This is a genomic window from Thermoflexibacter ruber (assembly GCF_900113045.1).
GTDB classification, from domain to species: Bacteria; Bacteroidota; Bacteroidia; order Cytophagales; family Thermoflexibacteraceae; genus Thermoflexibacter; species Thermoflexibacter ruber.
The window spans coordinates 88692-105964 of the sequence record NZ_FONY01000003.1 but is presented as its reverse complement, the minus strand read 5'-3'; the positions used below and the strand labels follow the sequence as shown (position 1 = coordinate 105964).

Sequence of the window (17273 nt, the reverse complement as noted above, 5' to 3'; positions counted from 1 at the left end):
GCTCTTTATCTTATTTTCTTGAGGCGGTGAGAATAGCATCTTTGATGTGGTTATAAGTCGCACAACGACAAATATTTCCCTGCATAGCAGTAACGATTTCCTCTTCCGTAGGCTTTGGGTTGCTTGCCAAAAGTGCCGCCGCAGTCATAATTTGACCCGCTTGGCAGTAACCGCATTGGGGGACATCATGCGTAGCCCACGCCTCTTGCAAGGGGTGAGTTCCGTCTTCAGAAAGTCCCTCAATGGTAGTAATTGCTTTGTTACCTATAGAGGAAACAGGCAATACGCAAGAGCGTGTAGCTTTGCCGTCTAAGTGAATAGTGCAAGCACCGCATTGGGCAATACCACAACCGTACTTTGTGCCTACCAAATTTAGGTGGTCTCTCAGTACCCAAAGTATAGGTGTGTCTGCATCAGCATTGACCTCATACTTTTTCTTGTTCACAGTAAGTTTGTAAGTTGGCATAATGGATATTTTTGTAGTTACAGAAAAAAGGTGATTAGAAAATATTGTAATGGGTTGATATGCAAACTAAACAAAGCAAAAGGTTATTTTGTTTGTATGTAGCTGAGATGTAACACAATATTGATAACAAAATTGACAGTAAAACCGAAGTAAAGTTAAACAAAATATTGACTTTAAGAAAAAATTAGCGGCTTTTGCTGCTCTCTTTATTCAATATTCTTATTTTATAGGCTCTACTTTGAATTTCTTTTTTCTCAATAGTGCTATTACACCTTGCTTATCAGGAAGGTGAGCCGCTCCTATCGCAATAAAAACACTTTTCTTGTTTATTAACTTCTCTATGCGGTCAGCCATGTTCAAGTTGCGTTTAGTAAGGATTTGATAACTCAAAGCTGGTTCTGAGGCAAACTCCTTAGAAGCATACTCATACAGACTATCTAATTTCTGTTCGGCGTACCAATTAAGCATTTTTTCCATACTATCATCTTTGCCTTCTTGCTTGTTTTTGGTAACTTCTTGATAAAGCATTTTAGCTTGCTTTGGCAAGGGTACACTATTAATAACTCCCATCTGCTCCTCTAAGGTTTCCAAACCTACCAATTCTAAATTTCGCTTGCCTGCTTCCTCCTGCAAAAAAAGATCTAAGGCTTTGTATTGACTTTGAGAGGCAGTTTGCAATTCCTCTAAGCTACCTTCTTGCAAAAGCATACTGGTAAACATAGGCTTAATACGTTCCGCAAAAGAGGACATCATACCAAGTTTTTCATCTAAAACTTTTTTCACTACTTGGTACTCATCATCATTAAGCAAGGTTTGCAAGGTAGTATCTTTTTCCATGAAAAGTTGGGGCAGAATAGCAAGCATCATGGCTGGCTCAAAAATCATTTCTCCTGCATAGGCATCGCAAGTACTTATTTTTTCTATCAGCAAATCCTTCAATACAAAGGCTTTAGCGTTACTTGTGTGCATAGTGCCATACAAGTACGATGGCTTTTCTATATTTTTCCCTGTAATTTTCCAAAGTAGTTGCGCTTGGGAAGGCAGAGAAAATAGGAAAAAGAAAATGACTAAGGATTGAGTTTTTAAATAATTCATCTGTTTAGTGTAAGGAATTAGTATTTCTACAAGTTTAATGACTTATACAAAGATACTAATTTTCAACTTCAAATGCACCTAAAGTTTTGATGCAAACCAAAGATAAGAATTGAACTACTGACCAATAAAGGCATTTTTATATAGGAGAAAGAAAAAGGGCTTATAAATGGATTCATTTATAAGCCCCTCAATAAGATTGATTCTGCTCCCCCTCTAGGGCTTGAACCTAGGACCCCATGATTAACAGTCATGTGCTCTAACCAGCTGAGCTAAGGAGGAGTGAAAAATTGTGGTGCAAAGATAGATGTTTTATAAATATCATGCAAGACCTTCCTTTGATTTTTTTTAAAGAATTTTATGTTTTAACATTTATAAAATAGTAACTTATTGATTATAAATTGCTTAAAAAAATTAATTCTAACAAGATAAATCACTGTTCAGTGAGAAAAGCTAAACCTTATGAATTATTCCCGCCTATTTATCTCTTATGTTGATATTTTATTAAAAATCTTACAATCATATTTTCAATATTCTTTGCTTTTACTTGCATGTAATAAAAAAATATAGGTACTATTTCAAGTAAATAATCTTGCCCTACTCTAATACAATTTATGGAATATTACGTGTATTTTTGTGGGCTTATTTATTTTTATAGGTATTCCTGCATACAAAAAATATTGTTTCATTGGAAAGTAAGAAAATCTCAAAATCTGGAACATCTATATACAAAAATATTTGGATATTATTTTTTAATTAGTAAATTAGAACAATTTTTTAGAAAATTTGCAATAAGACTTACAAGACGCATAAAAATTTTATTAAACTGTAGAAACACTCCAAATACAATGGCTAAATTAAAGAACATCATTAAGCAATTATCTACAAATGACTATGAGGCAATCTATAACTCTTTGGTAGAGAGTAATGCAGAAAAGTCAGCACTTTTACTCAAATACATGAGAGAAAAGCAACTCTCTGATAGCAAAATCATGGAGGACTTAGATGTAAATACGAATGCCTATTATACGCTGCGTTCCCGCTTAAACCAAAAAATTGAGGAATATCTGCTCAATCAAATGGAAAGCCCGAGAACAGAACTTTTGAAAAAAGTAGCTAATATCACAGAAATTATCTTTACTAAAAAACAAGCCATTGCGATAGCTACACTGAAAAAATTAGAGCGTGAACTCTTGGACTATGACCTATCTAACGAACTCACCATTGTCTATAAAAACCTAAAAAAATTACATATCAACTCTGCTGACTATTTTCACTATTCTCAGTTATATAACCGACATATTGCGTACATGCTGGCGGTGGACAAAGCAGAGGATATGCTGGCAGAGTATTTTAAAAAATTCGGATTTTTTGCCCTTTCGGGAGATGAAACAGATAAACTGGGACTGATTTTACTCAACAATGAGATGACTAATGTAGCCAATTTGTATCAATCGCATAGGTTAAAAGTATATCAAAGTTGTATGAGTGTTTTTCATAGACTGTATGTAGAGGAGGACAAGCCCACCGACAACTTAGAGCCTATCGAGGATATATTGGAGGAGGTAAGTCATACTTTTGATTCGTATAAGGCAGATTCTATCTATTATCACCTCAAACTCGTATTTGAATACCTCAAATTAGAATACTACAATCACTACAAAGTATATAAAAAAGCAGAAAAATTCTACGAAGATGTTAACGAGTCCTCAGCTATTTTACTTTCCAACTACAACTTATTTACCTATCCAGCCCAGTTCCTTTCTACCAAATTGGAAAGAACGCTGAGAATGAATCTGCAAGGACAACTCTACGAGGAAAACGAAGCCCTATTTGAAAATTTTGAATATGATGATGATAATATTGCTTTGTATATCAATTATGTAGTGTATCGGGCTATCTGTTGTTACTATGCAGATAAATACTCAGAAGCAGCTAAATGGCTCAACGACCTACTGAACGACCTCAGCCTAAAAAGATACCCCTATGCCACTATTGAGATTAAGTCCATTTTAGCACTACAGTACTGCTTGATGAAAGAAATGGATTTGTTTAATCAGTTAATCAATAGTATTCAAAGGCAAATCCGCATTTTGGGCAAGGAAGATTGTAGCCACATCATTAGTTTTTTGAAAATTATGAAAATAGCTACCAGCGAAGCCAAAAAAGAAAAAGCAGAAAAAATTAGGAATGTAGCTGACAAAATCTCAGACGTGGACAGAAGGTTATTCTCGCCTACTAAGTACATCAAAATAGATGATAAATTGGTAAAATTGCTTTGCGGTGATTAAGCAATGGCAAAGCAATTTGCTTAACTAACCAAATTTTTCATGTATTGCTTTTTCTAAGGTTTCCCTGTGCTGAGGGTGGGCAATGGCTATGAGTGCTTTTGCCCTCTGCTTCAAACTTTTCCCGTATAGGTAAGCGATACCGTATTCCGTAATTACATAATGTACGTGCCTATTTGTCTTTCTTCTGAAGTAATGATGCGTCCATGGGTACTACAAAGGAGGTTCATCTACTTCTGCAAGCAGTAAATTTCGTGTGTATCATTTTCGTAAAATACAGATTATTTATTCCCATTCTATTGTAGCGGGTGGTTTAGAGCTAATGTCATAGACTACTCTGTTGATTCCCTTTACTTTATTAATAATTTCATTGGAGATTTTAGCCAAAATTTCATAGGGTAAATGTACCCAATCTGCCGTCATGCCATCTGTACTGTGAACCGCTCTCAATGCTACCACATGCTCATAGGTACGCTCATCTCCCATCACGCCTACTGAACGAGAATCTAATAAAATTACCCCTGCCTGCCAAATTTTTCCGTACCAGCCTGTTTCTTTGAGGTTTTGAATGTAAATATAATCTGCCTCTTGGAGCAAACGAATTTTCTCAGGAGTAATTTCCCCTAAAATTCTAATTGCCAAACCGGGTCCTGGGAAAGGGTGACGATTGAGAATGTGCGGGGGTAAACCTAACTCCCCCCCTACCCTACGCACTTCATCTTTGAATAGCGACCTCAAAGGTTCTACTACTGAGAGTTTCATAAAGTCAGGCAGCCCACCAACGTTATGGTGCGATTTTATGGTGGCTGAGGGTCCTTTGACCGATACAGATTCTATTACATCAGGATAAATTGTACCTTGACCTAACCATTTGACATCTTGTATTTGGTGGGCTTCATGGTCAAATACTTCAATAAAAGTGCGTCCAATAGCTTTACGTTTTACCTCTGGGTCAGAAAGTCCGCTTAGTGCGTTGTAAAACTGTAATTTAGCATCTACTCCTTTGACGTTTAAGCCTAAATCTTGGTATGAGTGCAATACGTCCTCAAACTCATTTTTTCTAAGCAAGCCATTATCTACAAAGATACAATGCAAATTTTTTCCTATGGCTCTATGTAGTAATAAAGCGGCAACAGAAGAATCTACGCCTCCTGACAAGCCTAAAACTACTTTATCTTGTCCTAATTTTTCTTTGAGTTCCTGCACCGTACTTTCTATAAAGTTAGCAGAGTTCCAGTCTTGCTTGCATTGGCAAATTTTGACTACGAAGTTTTCTAATAATTGCTTGCCTTCTAAAGAGTGGGTAACTTCGGGGTGGAACTGAATCCCGTAGGTCTGCTCTCCTGCTATTTGAAATGCGGCAACTTGGACTGATTCAGTACTTGCAATTAGTTCAAAATCAGCAGGAATACGCATAATTGTATCACTGTGCGACATCCAGACTTGGGAGGCTTGAGAAAGCCCTGTGAGTAAAAGACTATCTTTCTTGATAAGTTTTAAGTTTGCTCTACCGTACTCTCTTGTGTCAGAAGGAAGTACCTCGCCCCCACTTTTTTGTGCTAATAACTGCGCCCCATAGCAAACCCCTAAAAGAGGAAGTTTTTTACGAAAATCCTCCAGATTGACCGCAGGAGCGTTCTCCTCCCTTACTGAGCTTGGGCTACCTGATAAGATTACCCCTTTGACAGTGCCATCGGGTTGGGGATAATGATTGTATGGGTGGATTTCACAATATACATTCAGTTCTCGCACACGGCGAGCAATAAGTTGGGTAAATTGAGAACCAAAGTCGAGGATGAGGATTTTTTCAGTTATCATGTCTTTAAACTTCTTGTTTGAAGCGGTTTGCTATGGTTTGATTTTGTTAAAAATCAAAGGTTTCAAACTTTTTCGGAAGCCTGAAACCTGATGAAAATAATTTTTTACAAAGATATAAAAAAAGGCTTTGAGTAGTTTACTCAAAACCTTTTTTTTGTATCTTATCGTACAATTATTGCCCTGATTTTCTCATGCGTAGGGTGGTAGTGCCACCAATCCAGCACCCAACGCTTAGTACGTCTCCTTCTTTTTTGCCCAAAGTAAAGCCATCTGTTACAGTAGGGAACTGAGCTTTTGCATTTGCCATGCCTTTAGAATCTCTTGCTTTCTCATACATATCATACGCTATGAGGAAAACAGCACGCGACTGTACCGCATCACCAGAGCTGCATTGCTTGTAGCTGCTCATGTATAAATCTCCAATAAAAGAGTAGGCTTCTGCGGCTTTGGAAGCTTCTGTAGTGGCGGCTTTCAATGCCAAGCTACGGGCTTCGCTGAGTTTACCTTGCTTATTTGCCAATTTGGCAAGTCTGAGCAAATCATCTGCTTTTTTACCTGGGTCGGTTTCAAGTTCTATAGCTTCATTAATGTATTTCAAGAATGTTTCTTCTTCATCATTTGCCCATGCACGCTCTGCTAATAGCCTTGCAGTATTTGCATTCTTTTCTACTTTATAGATAGTTTCTACAGCTTTAGTGAATACTTCTCCTTTGAAACATGTCTTTTTGTCTTCATCTTCTTTGATTCTTAGGATAAAGGCAACTATCTTCTTTGCCATGTCAATATCATTGGGGTTTTCCTTCAACTTAGGATAAAGCTGTTTGGTGATATAGTCGCAACCCATAGGCACGGTCAATTCTACTAAACCATCTACCGCCGTTTTGATTTCTTCCCACACCTCTTTTTTGACTCCTTCTTTAATCTTATCATCTACCATCTGGGTGATTTTGCCGTACTTATCTAATATTACCTCATCATTCAAAGTTTTAGAGATAGTTTTTTTCTTACACATGAGGTCGGTGTAGTAAACTATGATGCGTGGATATTTGATATTAGCTCCTGCTTTTTCCATGAACTTATTGTAAAAATCATACAGTTTGTCCACTGTACCTGCATCTACATTGGTTTTCCCATCTAATTCATAGGGATAATATAGCAGTGCCTTACGCTCCATAACATCTAATTTTTCTCCATAAATACTCATGCGTTTATCATAGAGCGCAATGACTTTATTTTGATAAGCAACTTTGGAATTAGCATCTTTTGCTGCATCAGCTAATCCTTCAAACATTTTCAGTGCGTTGATATACAATGCCTCATTTAGGCAAGGGATGTTTTTCTCTAACCACTCATAGCCTTCTAAAGCACGGTCGTATTCTTTAAGTTTAACGGCATCTGCAAATAGCGTATAGGTTTCCTTTGCCTTACCTGGGTCTTCTCCCCAACACCAGCCGCTTTCGCAGTTTGTCGGTGCAGGATTGCAATTAGAAGGTTGTGCTGATGATAAACTGACAGCCCCGACTAATAAAAGTGTAATGACTAATAACCTTTTCATCATAGTTTACTGTTTTTAATGAATAAATAAAGGAATAAGAATAATAGTTACGATTCAAAGTATAAGCTAAAATAAAATCGCAAGTTAAGTAAATTATTTAAAAACTTACAAGATTTATCTTAACACTTGTAGGGTTGTCCATAAGTCAGGTTGATGATTTTCGCTATTATCGTTTATTTGAATTAATAAGCTAATTTACGCATTTCTTAATTAACAATATTGCATTATGTAAGCCAAAAATTGAATTATTTGCATTTTTTAACTTAACCTTTTGTTAATGAGGTATTTTACTATCTGATTTTCCTACGATAGAACCACGACTGGTCGTTTACCGTTAAGCCCAAATGTACCCTAAAAAAAGTTTCTTTGAGCGTATTTTCTCCAGCTACCCCTCTCTGTCCTCCTATAAATGCCATGTTGATGCTTGATAGTCCCCTATTTACTGGAAGAGAAAAACCTAAGCTAATGCTGGTTTCGTTGAGCGAATTTCCATTGAGCAAATAAGGTAGTATAGTGTGCGTTACTCCTGCTCTGTAAGTAATACGCGCCAAGTAACTACCAATAGAGGCGATGTTAGGGGTAATTTCGCCCCCCACAGTAATTTTTTGAGAGCTTTGTAAGGTATCTCTGAGTATCAAACCTGTGAAGCTGCTCCAGTCTTGGAACGTAAGGTCTATGCCTACTGTGTATTTGAAAGGACGTTGGAGGCTGATTCCAAATCCATATTTGGCAGGAAGAAGCACACTCCCTCTGAGGTCGCGGGAAATGGTATCCGAAGAGAAAATTTGTCCAGAGGCATCTCTGCGCTGGGCGGAGCGAAACTTTTTTACTGCCAAGTTTGCTTCTAAATCATAGACTGCCCCAAAGTTGAGCGAAGTTTCCTTCCCTACTCGCACTCTGTAAGCAATACCTGTTTTGTAGCTCAAATCTCCAAAATTAGTTTGCTCATAAAGAGCAACAGCATAGCTAAGTTGATTGTCTATAATTCTGGAAATAGAAGCTGTATTGATAGCACCAAAGTTGTAGTTGGCTTGTATCCCTACGGATAGCCCTTTGGTCAATAAAAAACCACTTGAAATAAATGCCTGATTTACTCCACCTGTTCCTTCGTAAGAGTATTCTATGAAAGAAGGTCTTTGGGGTATTTTCTGCTCGAATCTATCTATGTAATTCACATTGCTGAAGGGCTTTAAACCTACTCCTAATGTCCAATGGCGTGTCAGAGGAAAAGCAAAGGCTAAATATGACAAGTTTCCTGTACTATTTCTTTCTGAAGCATTATTGGAGGAGATAATTTTATACTCTGCATTGGCGGCGGCTTCGTAGGCAGTAAGCGTATTACGCGTTAGCAAGGCAGGGTTAATCAGATTGATATAGGCTTGACTGCCATTGCTTACACCCAACCCTCCCATGCCAATATTGTACAAAGAGCCAGACTCTGCTAACTGACCTATGCCCAAGCGAGAATATGGGGCATTGCCATTTTGTGCTGATAGCGTAAGCGATAAAAAGCTGATAAAAATGAAGATAGGGAGAATTTTGAACATATTTGATGTATTTTCAGACATTGATGAATACAATATTTTAATTGAACGCAATACGGTATTTAATTTCGATTTAGATTATATAGTAAAATTTGATTTAAACCTAAAAACAACAGGTCTTTCTCTATCACTACATTAGTAGAAATATCTGCTAATTTTTCTTTAAGATTTTCATGTAAAAAAGGAGCATCGCCCCCGCAGAGGATTACATTCATATTGCCAAACGTTGAGATATATTTTTCTATCATTCCTTTGATTTCATGGGCTACCCCATAAACCACTCCATTTGTTATGGAAGACTCTGTGCTTTTGCCTATAAAAGAAGCAGTTGCATCAAAGCTCGCTTTTGAAAACAAGGGAAGTTTAGCTGTAAACTCATGCAAAGCCTTGAACCTCATCGCTACCCCAAGCGTAATAGCTCCTCCATGATAGTTTTTACTTGCATCTATGAAATCAAAAGTGATACAAGTACCTGCATCTATTACTAAACTATTCGTATTTGAGCATACAAGCGTTGCACCTACTACGGCCGCTACTCTATCCATGCCCAAGGTTTCTGGAGTTTGGTACAAAATCTTGATAGGCAAGGGAAGTTGATAATTGAGTTTGAAAATAGGAATATGCTGAGAAGCAAGAGGTGGGACACAAGAACTAAGCAATTTTTCTGAATAAGTATTGACAGAGGAAACAATCATATTTTCAATTCTCTCTTGTGATAGTATTACTTTTAGCGATGACTCGTCTAAATCTTCTATCCTTCTTGTCAATCTTTCTTTATCAAATAAAGCGGCTTTGGCAGAGGTATTTCCCACATCTATTGCCAAGTTCATAGGCATTAAAAATCTTTTTTATTTTATCAAAGCCACAAAGTTGGTCAATTTTCATAAAAACTTAGAGTGGGTTAAGTTTTTTTAACACTTGCTAATTCTTGTTTTAACTGATTTATTTCCTCTTCTTTATCTTTGAGCTTTTGTATAAATTCCTGCTCTTTATTTTTTCCTTTGTCTAAGGCTTTTTTGAGGACTATCTCATTTGATTCCATTTTTTTGTTGGTAGCTTCCAATTCTTGTTGCTTGCGAGCCATTTCTTCTTGGGTGGACTGTAACTCTTCTACATTCTGACGCATTTCTTCTTCTTGCGCCCTTAACTGCTCAGCAAGGAGTTGTGCTTCCTCGAGCAGTTGCTTAGTTTTCTCATTGGCTTTTACGTTGGAAATAGTCGCAGCTATATTTTCCCCTAACTTTTCTATAAATTGGATTTGATAGCTAGGGAAAGGATTGAAGGAGGCAAGCTCTAACAAGCCAAAAACTTCCTGATTGACCCGCATAGGTACGATAAGCAAGTGTTTTGGGCTGGCTTCTCCTAAGCCCGATATGACCTTAGTATAGTCTGCGGGAATATCATTTAGTTGCAAGGTTTCGTTCTGTATATAGGTTTGCCCTATCAAGCCTTCACCTATTTCTATGCGTTTGTGCATGTACTTTTTTTCGTCATAGGCATAGCAGGCATATAATTCTAAGTAACGTTTTTCTATAGGCAAAGTAGTATCATTGACCACAAATAGACCTCCCTGCTGAACTTTTAAATATTTGACTAAGTTAGTAATGATGTTATCGCAAAGTGCCTGTATATCATCGTTATTAGAACGCAAAATATAAACAAACTGTGCCATGCCCTCAGTAGCCCAGTTGCGTTGTTGCTCTTCCTCCGCTATTTTTTGGATTTGCCAGCTCATATTGACTAAGGCTCTTGACAAGCTATCGTTGCCTTGCAAAGTTTGCGTACTGATGTCTATATTGCCTTTTTCTATTTTCTTGATAAATTCAGTTGCTTGTTTTATATTACTCGTTATCAAGTTGATGGATTTAGCAATTTCATCTATTTCTCCAAAAGCTGTCTGTATGATAGGCTGGTTCAAATCTCCTTTGGCAATTTTTGAACTTTGTCTTGCCAGCCTCCCCAACGGACGCAATAGTAAGAAATATACCACCATGTATAACACAAACAAGCAAGCCAAAAGCAGGGCAAACATGATTTCATCTATGTATTTATCTGGTCTATTCAGGCTCAGATAAGCAAAAACAAGCACACTTAAAAAAAGTGTTAAAATGGCATATATGCTATTGCGAAGTATCACTTTTATTTACTTGAAAATTTATTTTTACTCTAAAAATAATAAAGCCTTTGCATATTTTGATAGATAAACATTTCATTAACAAATTTTAACTAAATAATTACACTCCTATTTTTGCAAAATAGGCTCTTAAATTGTTGATAAGTAGTCCAAATAATTTCCTCGACAATGAAAATGCGTAAAAAATCAGATTTACCTGAAAAAATCTGCCCCGTGTGCCACCGCCCGTTCCAATGGAGAAAAAAATGGGAAAAGGTCTGGGACGAGGTAAAATATTGTAGCGATAAGTGCAGACAAAATAAATCCAAAGCCTCATGAAAAGGCTCTCCTTAAATCAGATTTTTTTTAATTTAATTAGCATTGTTCTTTGTATCAGTGCAGTGGTCTTTTTTTATTTGATATTTGATAGTCAAAAAGATAGGGTACTTTCTTGGGACGAGGTACATTACCAACAAGCCATTCAGCGAGGTATCGTAGGAAATGCCTTAGAAACTAACAGTGCCACCCTCTCACAATTCCTCCGATATAGTTATGCTAAACTTGTCAGCGACACCGTTTTGCTTCAAAAAGTAATACAAGAAATGCCTGATGAGCAAGAAGATGTTTTTCTGCTTAGACATTTCCACCCTGTATTGCCCGTATATGTCTGGATTTTATGCAAGCAGATAAGTGCAGAAAATTGGATAGTGCTAAGTAACTGCTTGCTTTTAAGTCTATTCGCACTTTTATTTTACTTTTACCTCAAATCCTCTCCCCTCCCCTACCCTATTTTCTACTTTTTCATAGGGCTTTCTATTTTGTTTATTTCCCCTATCTTTGCCTCCACTTTCCAAACGGCTAATTTTCACTCTTTTTTTTCTCTGAGCTGTCTATTCTTCTTTCTTCAGCTACAAAATTTTAAATCTGATGAGCAAAAGCTATCCACTCAGCTATCACTGAGTTTTTCTATTGCATTGATGATACTGATGTTAGAAACCTACATTGTTATTATATTTTTTACAAGTATTTTTTATTTTTTATCTTTCCGCAACCAGCCCCAAGCAATAGCAAAAATATTATGCTTTACTTTGCTATGGGTTTTCTTGCTCAATCCAAGTTTTTTTTACACAGGGGGAAGCCTAAAATCTTGGGCATATTATACTTACAGAATTTTCTTTGCCAGCAACGAGGAGTATCAGTCGGTTAGGTTACTTTCAGTCATCAAAGATTTCTTCTTGGGTCATATTTCATTGACTATCTTGATTTTGACTTCTTTATTTGCCTTAGTCAAAAATTATCATCGAGTCGAGAACCCAATGTTACTTTTGCTATTCTGCGGGTTTGCCTACTTACTTTTTATGTTGCCTTTTGCTCTTTATCATACCTATCTAATGCCTGCATTTCTTTTGATTTTACTTGCCTCTCTTTTGATTATCAAAAGCTTATCTGATAGTTTTGTGGTCAAACTTATCTTAGTACTCTGTATCTTAGCAGAAACTATCTATGGATTTGTTACTATCCCATTTGAGCAAATTCGTGCCAAGCATCAAGCCGAGAAGAAAGAAATCTGGCAAATTATCCAACTTGCTCAGCAAACTCCCCTACCTATTTTGGCAGATGCCAGCCATGTATTTAACTATTATTCCCAAAGCACCCAATTTAAAAAACTGAGAACGATACGTGAGTCGCACCCTGAGTTTTATGAAAGAGTACACTATCAAAATCTAAATAGATACCAAGCTATTCAAAATCAAGAATTTGGTGCTATTATCTTATTGAAAATTAGGAATTATACTACCGAGGATTTTGAATTTTTAATAAGTGCGGGTTATGAAAAAATTACCACTGAGAACTATTACCTCTTTGTAAAGAAGTAGCAAAAGCTCTGCAAACAATCTTGTTTTATATTTGATGTATGTCTTTAATTCCGAAAATTTTACCTACCTTTGCCTGATAAATAAGTTCATTATAATTGCTGTTTCATGGAAGAAACCACAAGACAAAAAAAATTTTCTCGCTTGATTCAGAAGGAATTAAGTAGTATTTTTCAGAAAGAAGCTAAGGAGTATGCGGAAGGCAGTTTACTTACTGTTACTATAGTCCGAGCAAGTGTTGATTTATCCTTAGTAAAAGTATATCTAAGTTTTTTCCCAAAAGAAAAGAGCCAAGAAAAATTGGAAAAGTTGCAGAAAGATAAATTTATGATAAAAAAACTCTTGGGAGAAAAAATCAGAAAAGAAGTACGAATAATTCCAGATATTGTATTTTTCTTAGATGATACTTACGACGAGGCAGAAAAGATTAATAATCTGATAGATTCTTTAAATATTCCACCTGCAACAGAGGACGAGGAGGAGAACTATGCTTAGCTTTTTTAGAATCAATGACCCTTTTAGATTAGTTGGTATATTGGTAATTTTAGTTTTGATACGCGCTGTTTTCTTTTTCCAAGTACCGCCACTGCTCCTTCCCGAACTGAATTGGCTAATTTTAGGAGAGAAACTGGGGCAGGGGGCTACTATGTACGTAGAGGTTTGGGACAAAACAGCCCCCCTATCTGCTCTGATTTATAGGGGCTTGTATTATTTTTTAGGTAATTCCATATTGCCCTATCGCATCTTAGCGATGTTAGTAATATTTATACAGTCTGCTTTTTTTAATTGGGTACTGATTCGCAAAAATGTTTATAATGAAAAAAGCTATCTTCCTGCTTTGTTTTATGTTCTTTTTGCGTGTAGCACTTTTGATATGCTCATACTTTCGCCTTCTCTGATGTCCCTGACTTTTTTATTATTAGTATTTAGAAATATTTTATCTCTCAATGAAGAGGCTTTTGATAATGAAATTTTCAAAACAGGGATTTATTTAGGCATAGCTATACTGCTTTACCTGCCCAATTTTGTTTTCATCATCTTTATTGCTATTGGTTTTGCCCTTTTTCGTACAGCCTCTACTCGCCAATATTTGCTTTTTATTTACGGTATCAGTTTCATATTCAGCTTTTTTTTCATTTATTATTTTTGGATAGGCAAGCTACATTTCTTTTTCCAAAACTTCTTGTCCAATATTTTTGACTTTAATTGGGTTTCTTATCTATCTTGGAAAACTATTATTGCCGTGATGCTTTTGCCTTCCTTTTTTTTAATTATATCCTTGCTAAGAATTTTTAATGAAACTTCTTTCATCAACTTTCAAAGCAATACACAGTTGCTTATGCTCATTTGGTTAGCAGTTGCACTCCTCAGCAATGTTTCTGCTCCTAACTTTGGCACTTATCAGCTTATTCTGCTCACTCCTGTCTTTAGCCTTTTTGTTACTTACTTTTTTTTGCTATACAGAAAAAAGCTATTGAAGGAAATTTTATTTTTAGCTTTCATAGTATTGATAGGCTTCAATGGTTATGCGAGTGGGTATCCGTTGGGCAGGCTTCAAAATTACATCAATTATGAAAATCTATACGTCAGCAAGCCTAAAGAATTTGATATTAGCCAGCAAAAAATATTGGTCTTAGGCGAAAACTTATCCTATTATCACGACAACCAACTTGCAACTCCCTACTTAGATTGGGAACTTTCGCAAGCACATTTTGCCTATTTGGATACTTATGCAAGTATGATAGCTACTTATGAAAACTTAGAAAAAGACTTACCAGAAATTATTATAGATGAAGTAGGGTTTGCAGAAAAACTTTTTTCTAAAATCTCTATATTGCAAAAATCTTACACAAAACAAGGGAAATTTTACTTTTTAAAGAAAGAAGCTCGCAAGATATGAGCAATAAGGCAAAGCCAAGTATTACTCTCTCACGTCAGTTGGGTTTGTTAGGGCTAACTGCTACGGGAATATGCTCTATGCTGGGAGCATCTATTTATGTAGTACCTGTAATGATTCAGCGAAATGTCATAGGCATAGGTACATGGGTATTGCCTGCCTTTATTTTTGCGGCTATTCCTGCCTTGCTTGCCGCTTTCGCCTATGCAAGTCTGTCTGCTACTATGCCCGTGCCGGGGGGGGGTTATATTTTTGCAAGTAGAGGATTAAGTCCATATTTGGGCTTTATCGCAAGTTTTTCTCAGTGGTTTGGGTTATCTATTGTTATAGGGGTTATTTGCTATCTTATCATTCCTTTTTTTAGAGATATAGCCTACGTTTTAGGATGGCAGGAACTTGCGTCTTACTTGGAAATAGGCTGGCTAAGGGTAGGTCTGGCATTGGGTATATTATGGTTTTTTATATGGATTAATAGAAAAGGACTGAGATTTTACGAACGCACTGTGATTCCATTGATGATGCTTATGTTTGGACTGGGTGCTATTGTGATTGTAGTAGGGTTCAACTTCAATCACAATGATTTTGCACATATTTTATCGACAAAACAAGAAAAAAACCTCATCAACCCAACAAATCCTGTTTTCAGTTTAGGTATATTTTTTTCTGCCTCCGCAGTTTTATTTGCCAGTTTCATCGGTTTTGACTCCATAGCCCAAGCGGGTGGCGAAGCCCAAAATCCTGAAAAACTCTTACCCAGAGCCATTATTTTGGCTTTTTTAGTAGTGAGTAGTTTTTATTTTGTATTTACGGCAGCAGTATATCATGCCATACCTTGGCAGTTCATTGCCCAAGAGGCGGCAGACAAAGATATTTCAGTGGCGGGTTTGTTTAGCCTGTTGCTCTCTCCCACTTGGGGAGCGGTCATCTTGGTAGGTGCTACGGTAGCCCTTTTGAATGACTTACCCGCTATGTTACTTGCTGTGTCCAGACTGCTCTTTGCATGGGCAGAGGACGGAATTTTTCCTAAAAAACTTGCCTACATCAACCCCCATACACATATCCCAGACAATTCCTTGTTTGTGAGCGGCTTAGTGGCTACCGCAGGTGTGTTGGGCAGTCATTGGGCAGGAGATTTTTTCTTAGGGGTCGACATCATGGTAACAAGTATGTTAGTCAATTTCTTGCTCATGTGCTTCACTTGGTACATACTCCCCAAGCGAAACCTCGCCATTGCTGAGAAAATGAACCGCCTCATTCCAAAAGTTTGGAGAAATATGCTATCTGTAACAGGGATTGTTTTTTTGTCCATTTTTTTAATAATTCATGTTTGGAAAGATACGAGTGCCACAGTCAGTCATTGGTATTTTCACTCTACCTATGCTTGGCTAATCGTAATGAGCATAGCTTCGTGCATTTACTTTTGGAGAAAGATATATGTAAAAACTAATGAATAAACACAGACAAGAAAAATAAAAACCATGTCTTATAAACAAACACGCTTAGGAATTTTAGGAGGTGGGCAGTTGGGTAAAATGCTAATCCAAGCTGCCGCAGACCTCAACGTACTTTGCAAAGTTTTAGACCCAGATGCCAACGCCCCTTGCAAAGTGCTAACTAATGATTTTATACAAGGAAAACTCACTGATTATCAAACTGTTTATGAGTTTGGCAAAGAGGTAGAGGTATTGACCATAGAAATTGAGAACGTCAATACAGAGGCAATGGAAGCCTTAGTAAAAGAGGGAGTCAGAGTTTTTCCTAAACCCAGCATTGTTAGAGAAATTCAAGATAAAAGACTACAAAAACAGTTTTTCCAGAAAAATAGTATTCCTACGGCTGAGTTCGTACTCATTGAAAATCGGGAAGACTTAGCCAAATACAAAGATTTTCTCCCTGCTGTTCAGAAACTGGGCAAAGAAGGATATGACGGCAGAGGTGTGCAAAAAATTCTCAATGAAAATGATATTTCAAAAGGTTTTGATGCTCCAAGTTTGATAGAAAAACTGATTGATTTTGAAAAAGAAATATCGGTTATAGTCGCCAGAAATGAAAATGGAGAAGTAAAAACCTTTCCCGTAGTAGAGTTAGTTTTCAATCCTGTATATAATTTGGTAGAGTACTTATTTGCCCCTGCCAATATTTCTAAAGAAGTGGAACAGGAGGCAAATAGGATAGCTACTTTGATAGTAGAAAAATGGGATTTTGTAGGGCTTTTAGCTGTAGAAATGTTTTTGACCAAAGACCAACAAGTACTGGTCAATGAAGTAGCCCCCCGCCCGCACAATAGCGGTCATCATACTATTGAGGCTAACTATGTATCTCAGTATGAGCAACATCTACGGGCTATTTTGAATCTTCCTCTTGGCTCTACCCATGCAATTATGCCTGCTGCTATGGTCAATTTGCTCGGGGCGGCGGGATTTTCAGGAATAGCCCAATATGAAAACTTAGAAAAAGTGCTTGCCTTAGAGGGAGCATACGTACATCTTTACGGCAAGGCAGTTACCAAGCCTTTCAGAAAGATGGGGCATGTAACGCTTTTAGACCAAACTACTGAAGGACTACATAGCAAAGTAGATTTTGTCAAACATCACTTAAAGGTAGTAAGTGATGAATACTCATAATC

General features: G+C 36.9%; 14 protein-coding genes, 1 tRNA gene and 1 pseudogene. 7 read left to right on the top strand and 9 right to left on the bottom strand.

The genetic code is table 11. The features are described 5' to 3' along the window. Window positions 1-10: 10 nt before the first annotated feature. The 3 genes from BM141_RS02455 to BM141_RS02445 form a co-directional block, all read right to left on the bottom strand. Window positions 11-466 carry a (2Fe-2S)-binding protein gene (locus BM141_RS02455; RefSeq protein WP_091539443.1) on the bottom strand — a complete coding sequence of 152 codons (456 nt, stop codon included), beginning with the start codon at window positions 464-466 and terminating at the stop codon, window positions 11-13. 219 nt (window positions 467-685) lie between these two features. Next, window positions 686-1561, bottom strand: coding sequence for a TraB/GumN family protein (locus tag BM141_RS02450; protein ID WP_091539439.1), 876 nt, complete (start codon window positions 1559-1561; stop codon window positions 686-688). Window positions 1562-1766: 205 nt separating this feature from the next. Next, a tRNA-Asn gene (locus BM141_RS02445) sits at window positions 1767-1840 on the bottom strand. 566 nt (window positions 1841-2406) lie between these two features. Between BM141_RS02445 and BM141_RS02440 the strand changes: the two genes are divergently transcribed. Beyond that, window positions 2407-3849, top strand: a complete 1443-nt coding sequence (locus BM141_RS02440) for a hypothetical protein (RefSeq protein WP_091539436.1) — start codon at window positions 2407-2409, stop codon at window positions 3847-3849. Between the two features lie 24 nt (window positions 3850-3873). Here BM141_RS02440 and BM141_RS02435 read toward each other — a convergent pair. From BM141_RS02435 to BM141_RS02410, 6 genes and pseudogenes are all read right to left on the bottom strand, one after another. Then, window positions 3874-4026 (bottom strand): annotated as a pseudogene (locus BM141_RS02435) (acetyl-CoA hydrolase/transferase C-terminal domain-containing protein); the annotation flags it as partial. A 105-nt stretch (window positions 4027-4131) separates the two neighbouring features. Beyond that, the gene (gene guaA, locus BM141_RS02430) at window positions 4132-5661 is read right to left on the bottom strand and encodes a glutamine-hydrolyzing GMP synthase (RefSeq protein ID WP_177217246.1); all 1530 of its coding nucleotides are present in this window, start codon (window positions 5659-5661) and stop codon (window positions 4132-4134) included. A 175-nt stretch (window positions 5662-5836) separates the two neighbouring features. Continuing rightward, window positions 5837-7222: a hypothetical protein gene (locus tag BM141_RS02425; protein ID WP_143090769.1), complete on the bottom strand. Its 1386-nt coding sequence runs from the start codon at window positions 7220-7222 to the stop codon at window positions 5837-5839. Window positions 7223-7509: 287 nt separating this feature from the next. Then, the gene (locus BM141_RS02420; protein ID WP_091539424.1) at window positions 7510-8766 is read right to left on the bottom strand and encodes a BamG family beta-barrel-assembly machinery protein; all 1257 of its coding nucleotides are present in this window, start codon (window positions 8764-8766) and stop codon (window positions 7510-7512) included. 59 nt (window positions 8767-8825) lie between these two features. Then, window positions 8826-9599: a type III pantothenate kinase gene (locus BM141_RS02415; protein ID WP_091539421.1), complete on the bottom strand. Its 774-nt coding sequence runs from the start codon at window positions 9597-9599 to the stop codon at window positions 8826-8828. Between the two features lie 65 nt (window positions 9600-9664). Further along, the gene (locus BM141_RS02410; RefSeq protein ID WP_091539418.1) at window positions 9665-10900 is read right to left on the bottom strand and encodes a GAF domain-containing protein; all 1236 of its coding nucleotides are present in this window, start codon (window positions 10898-10900) and stop codon (window positions 9665-9667) included. A 165-nt stretch (window positions 10901-11065) separates the two neighbouring features. Between BM141_RS02410 and BM141_RS02405 the strand changes: the two genes are divergently transcribed. The 6 genes from BM141_RS02405 to BM141_RS02380 all read left to right on the top strand — a co-directional run bounded on the left by BM141_RS02405 (window position 11066) and on the right by BM141_RS02380 (window position 17271). Further along, on the top strand, window positions 11066-11215 hold the full coding sequence (locus BM141_RS02405) for a DUF2256 domain-containing protein (protein ID WP_091539414.1): 150 nt from the start codon (window positions 11066-11068) through the stop codon (window positions 11213-11215). Next, on the top strand, window positions 11212-12753 hold the full coding sequence (locus tag BM141_RS02400; RefSeq protein ID WP_091539411.1) for a hypothetical protein: 1542 nt from the start codon (window positions 11212-11214) through the stop codon (window positions 12751-12753). The genes BM141_RS02405 and BM141_RS02400 overlap by 4 nt, the downstream gene beginning before the upstream one ends. A gap of 105 nt (window positions 12754-12858) precedes the next feature. Then, window positions 12859-13245 carry a 30S ribosome-binding factor RbfA gene (gene rbfA / locus BM141_RS02395; protein ID WP_091539407.1) on the top strand — a complete coding sequence of 129 codons (387 nt, stop codon included), beginning with the start codon at window positions 12859-12861 and terminating at the stop codon, window positions 13243-13245. Then, the gene (locus BM141_RS02390) at window positions 13238-14650 is read left to right on the top strand and encodes a hypothetical protein (protein ID WP_091539404.1); all 1413 of its coding nucleotides are present in this window, start codon (window positions 13238-13240) and stop codon (window positions 14648-14650) included. The genes rbfA and BM141_RS02390 overlap by 8 nt, the downstream gene beginning before the upstream one ends. Then, complete coding sequence (locus BM141_RS02385) at window positions 14647-16101, top strand: APC family permease (protein WP_091539401.1); 1455 nt, start codon at window positions 14647-14649, stop codon at window positions 16099-16101. The genes BM141_RS02390 and BM141_RS02385 overlap by 4 nt, the downstream gene beginning before the upstream one ends. A 24-nt stretch (window positions 16102-16125) precedes the next feature. Beyond that, complete coding sequence (locus BM141_RS02380; protein ID WP_091539398.1) at window positions 16126-17271, top strand: 5-(carboxyamino)imidazole ribonucleotide synthase; 1146 nt, start codon at window positions 16126-16128, stop codon at window positions 17269-17271. The last annotated feature ends 2 nt before the right edge of the window (window positions 17272-17273 follow it).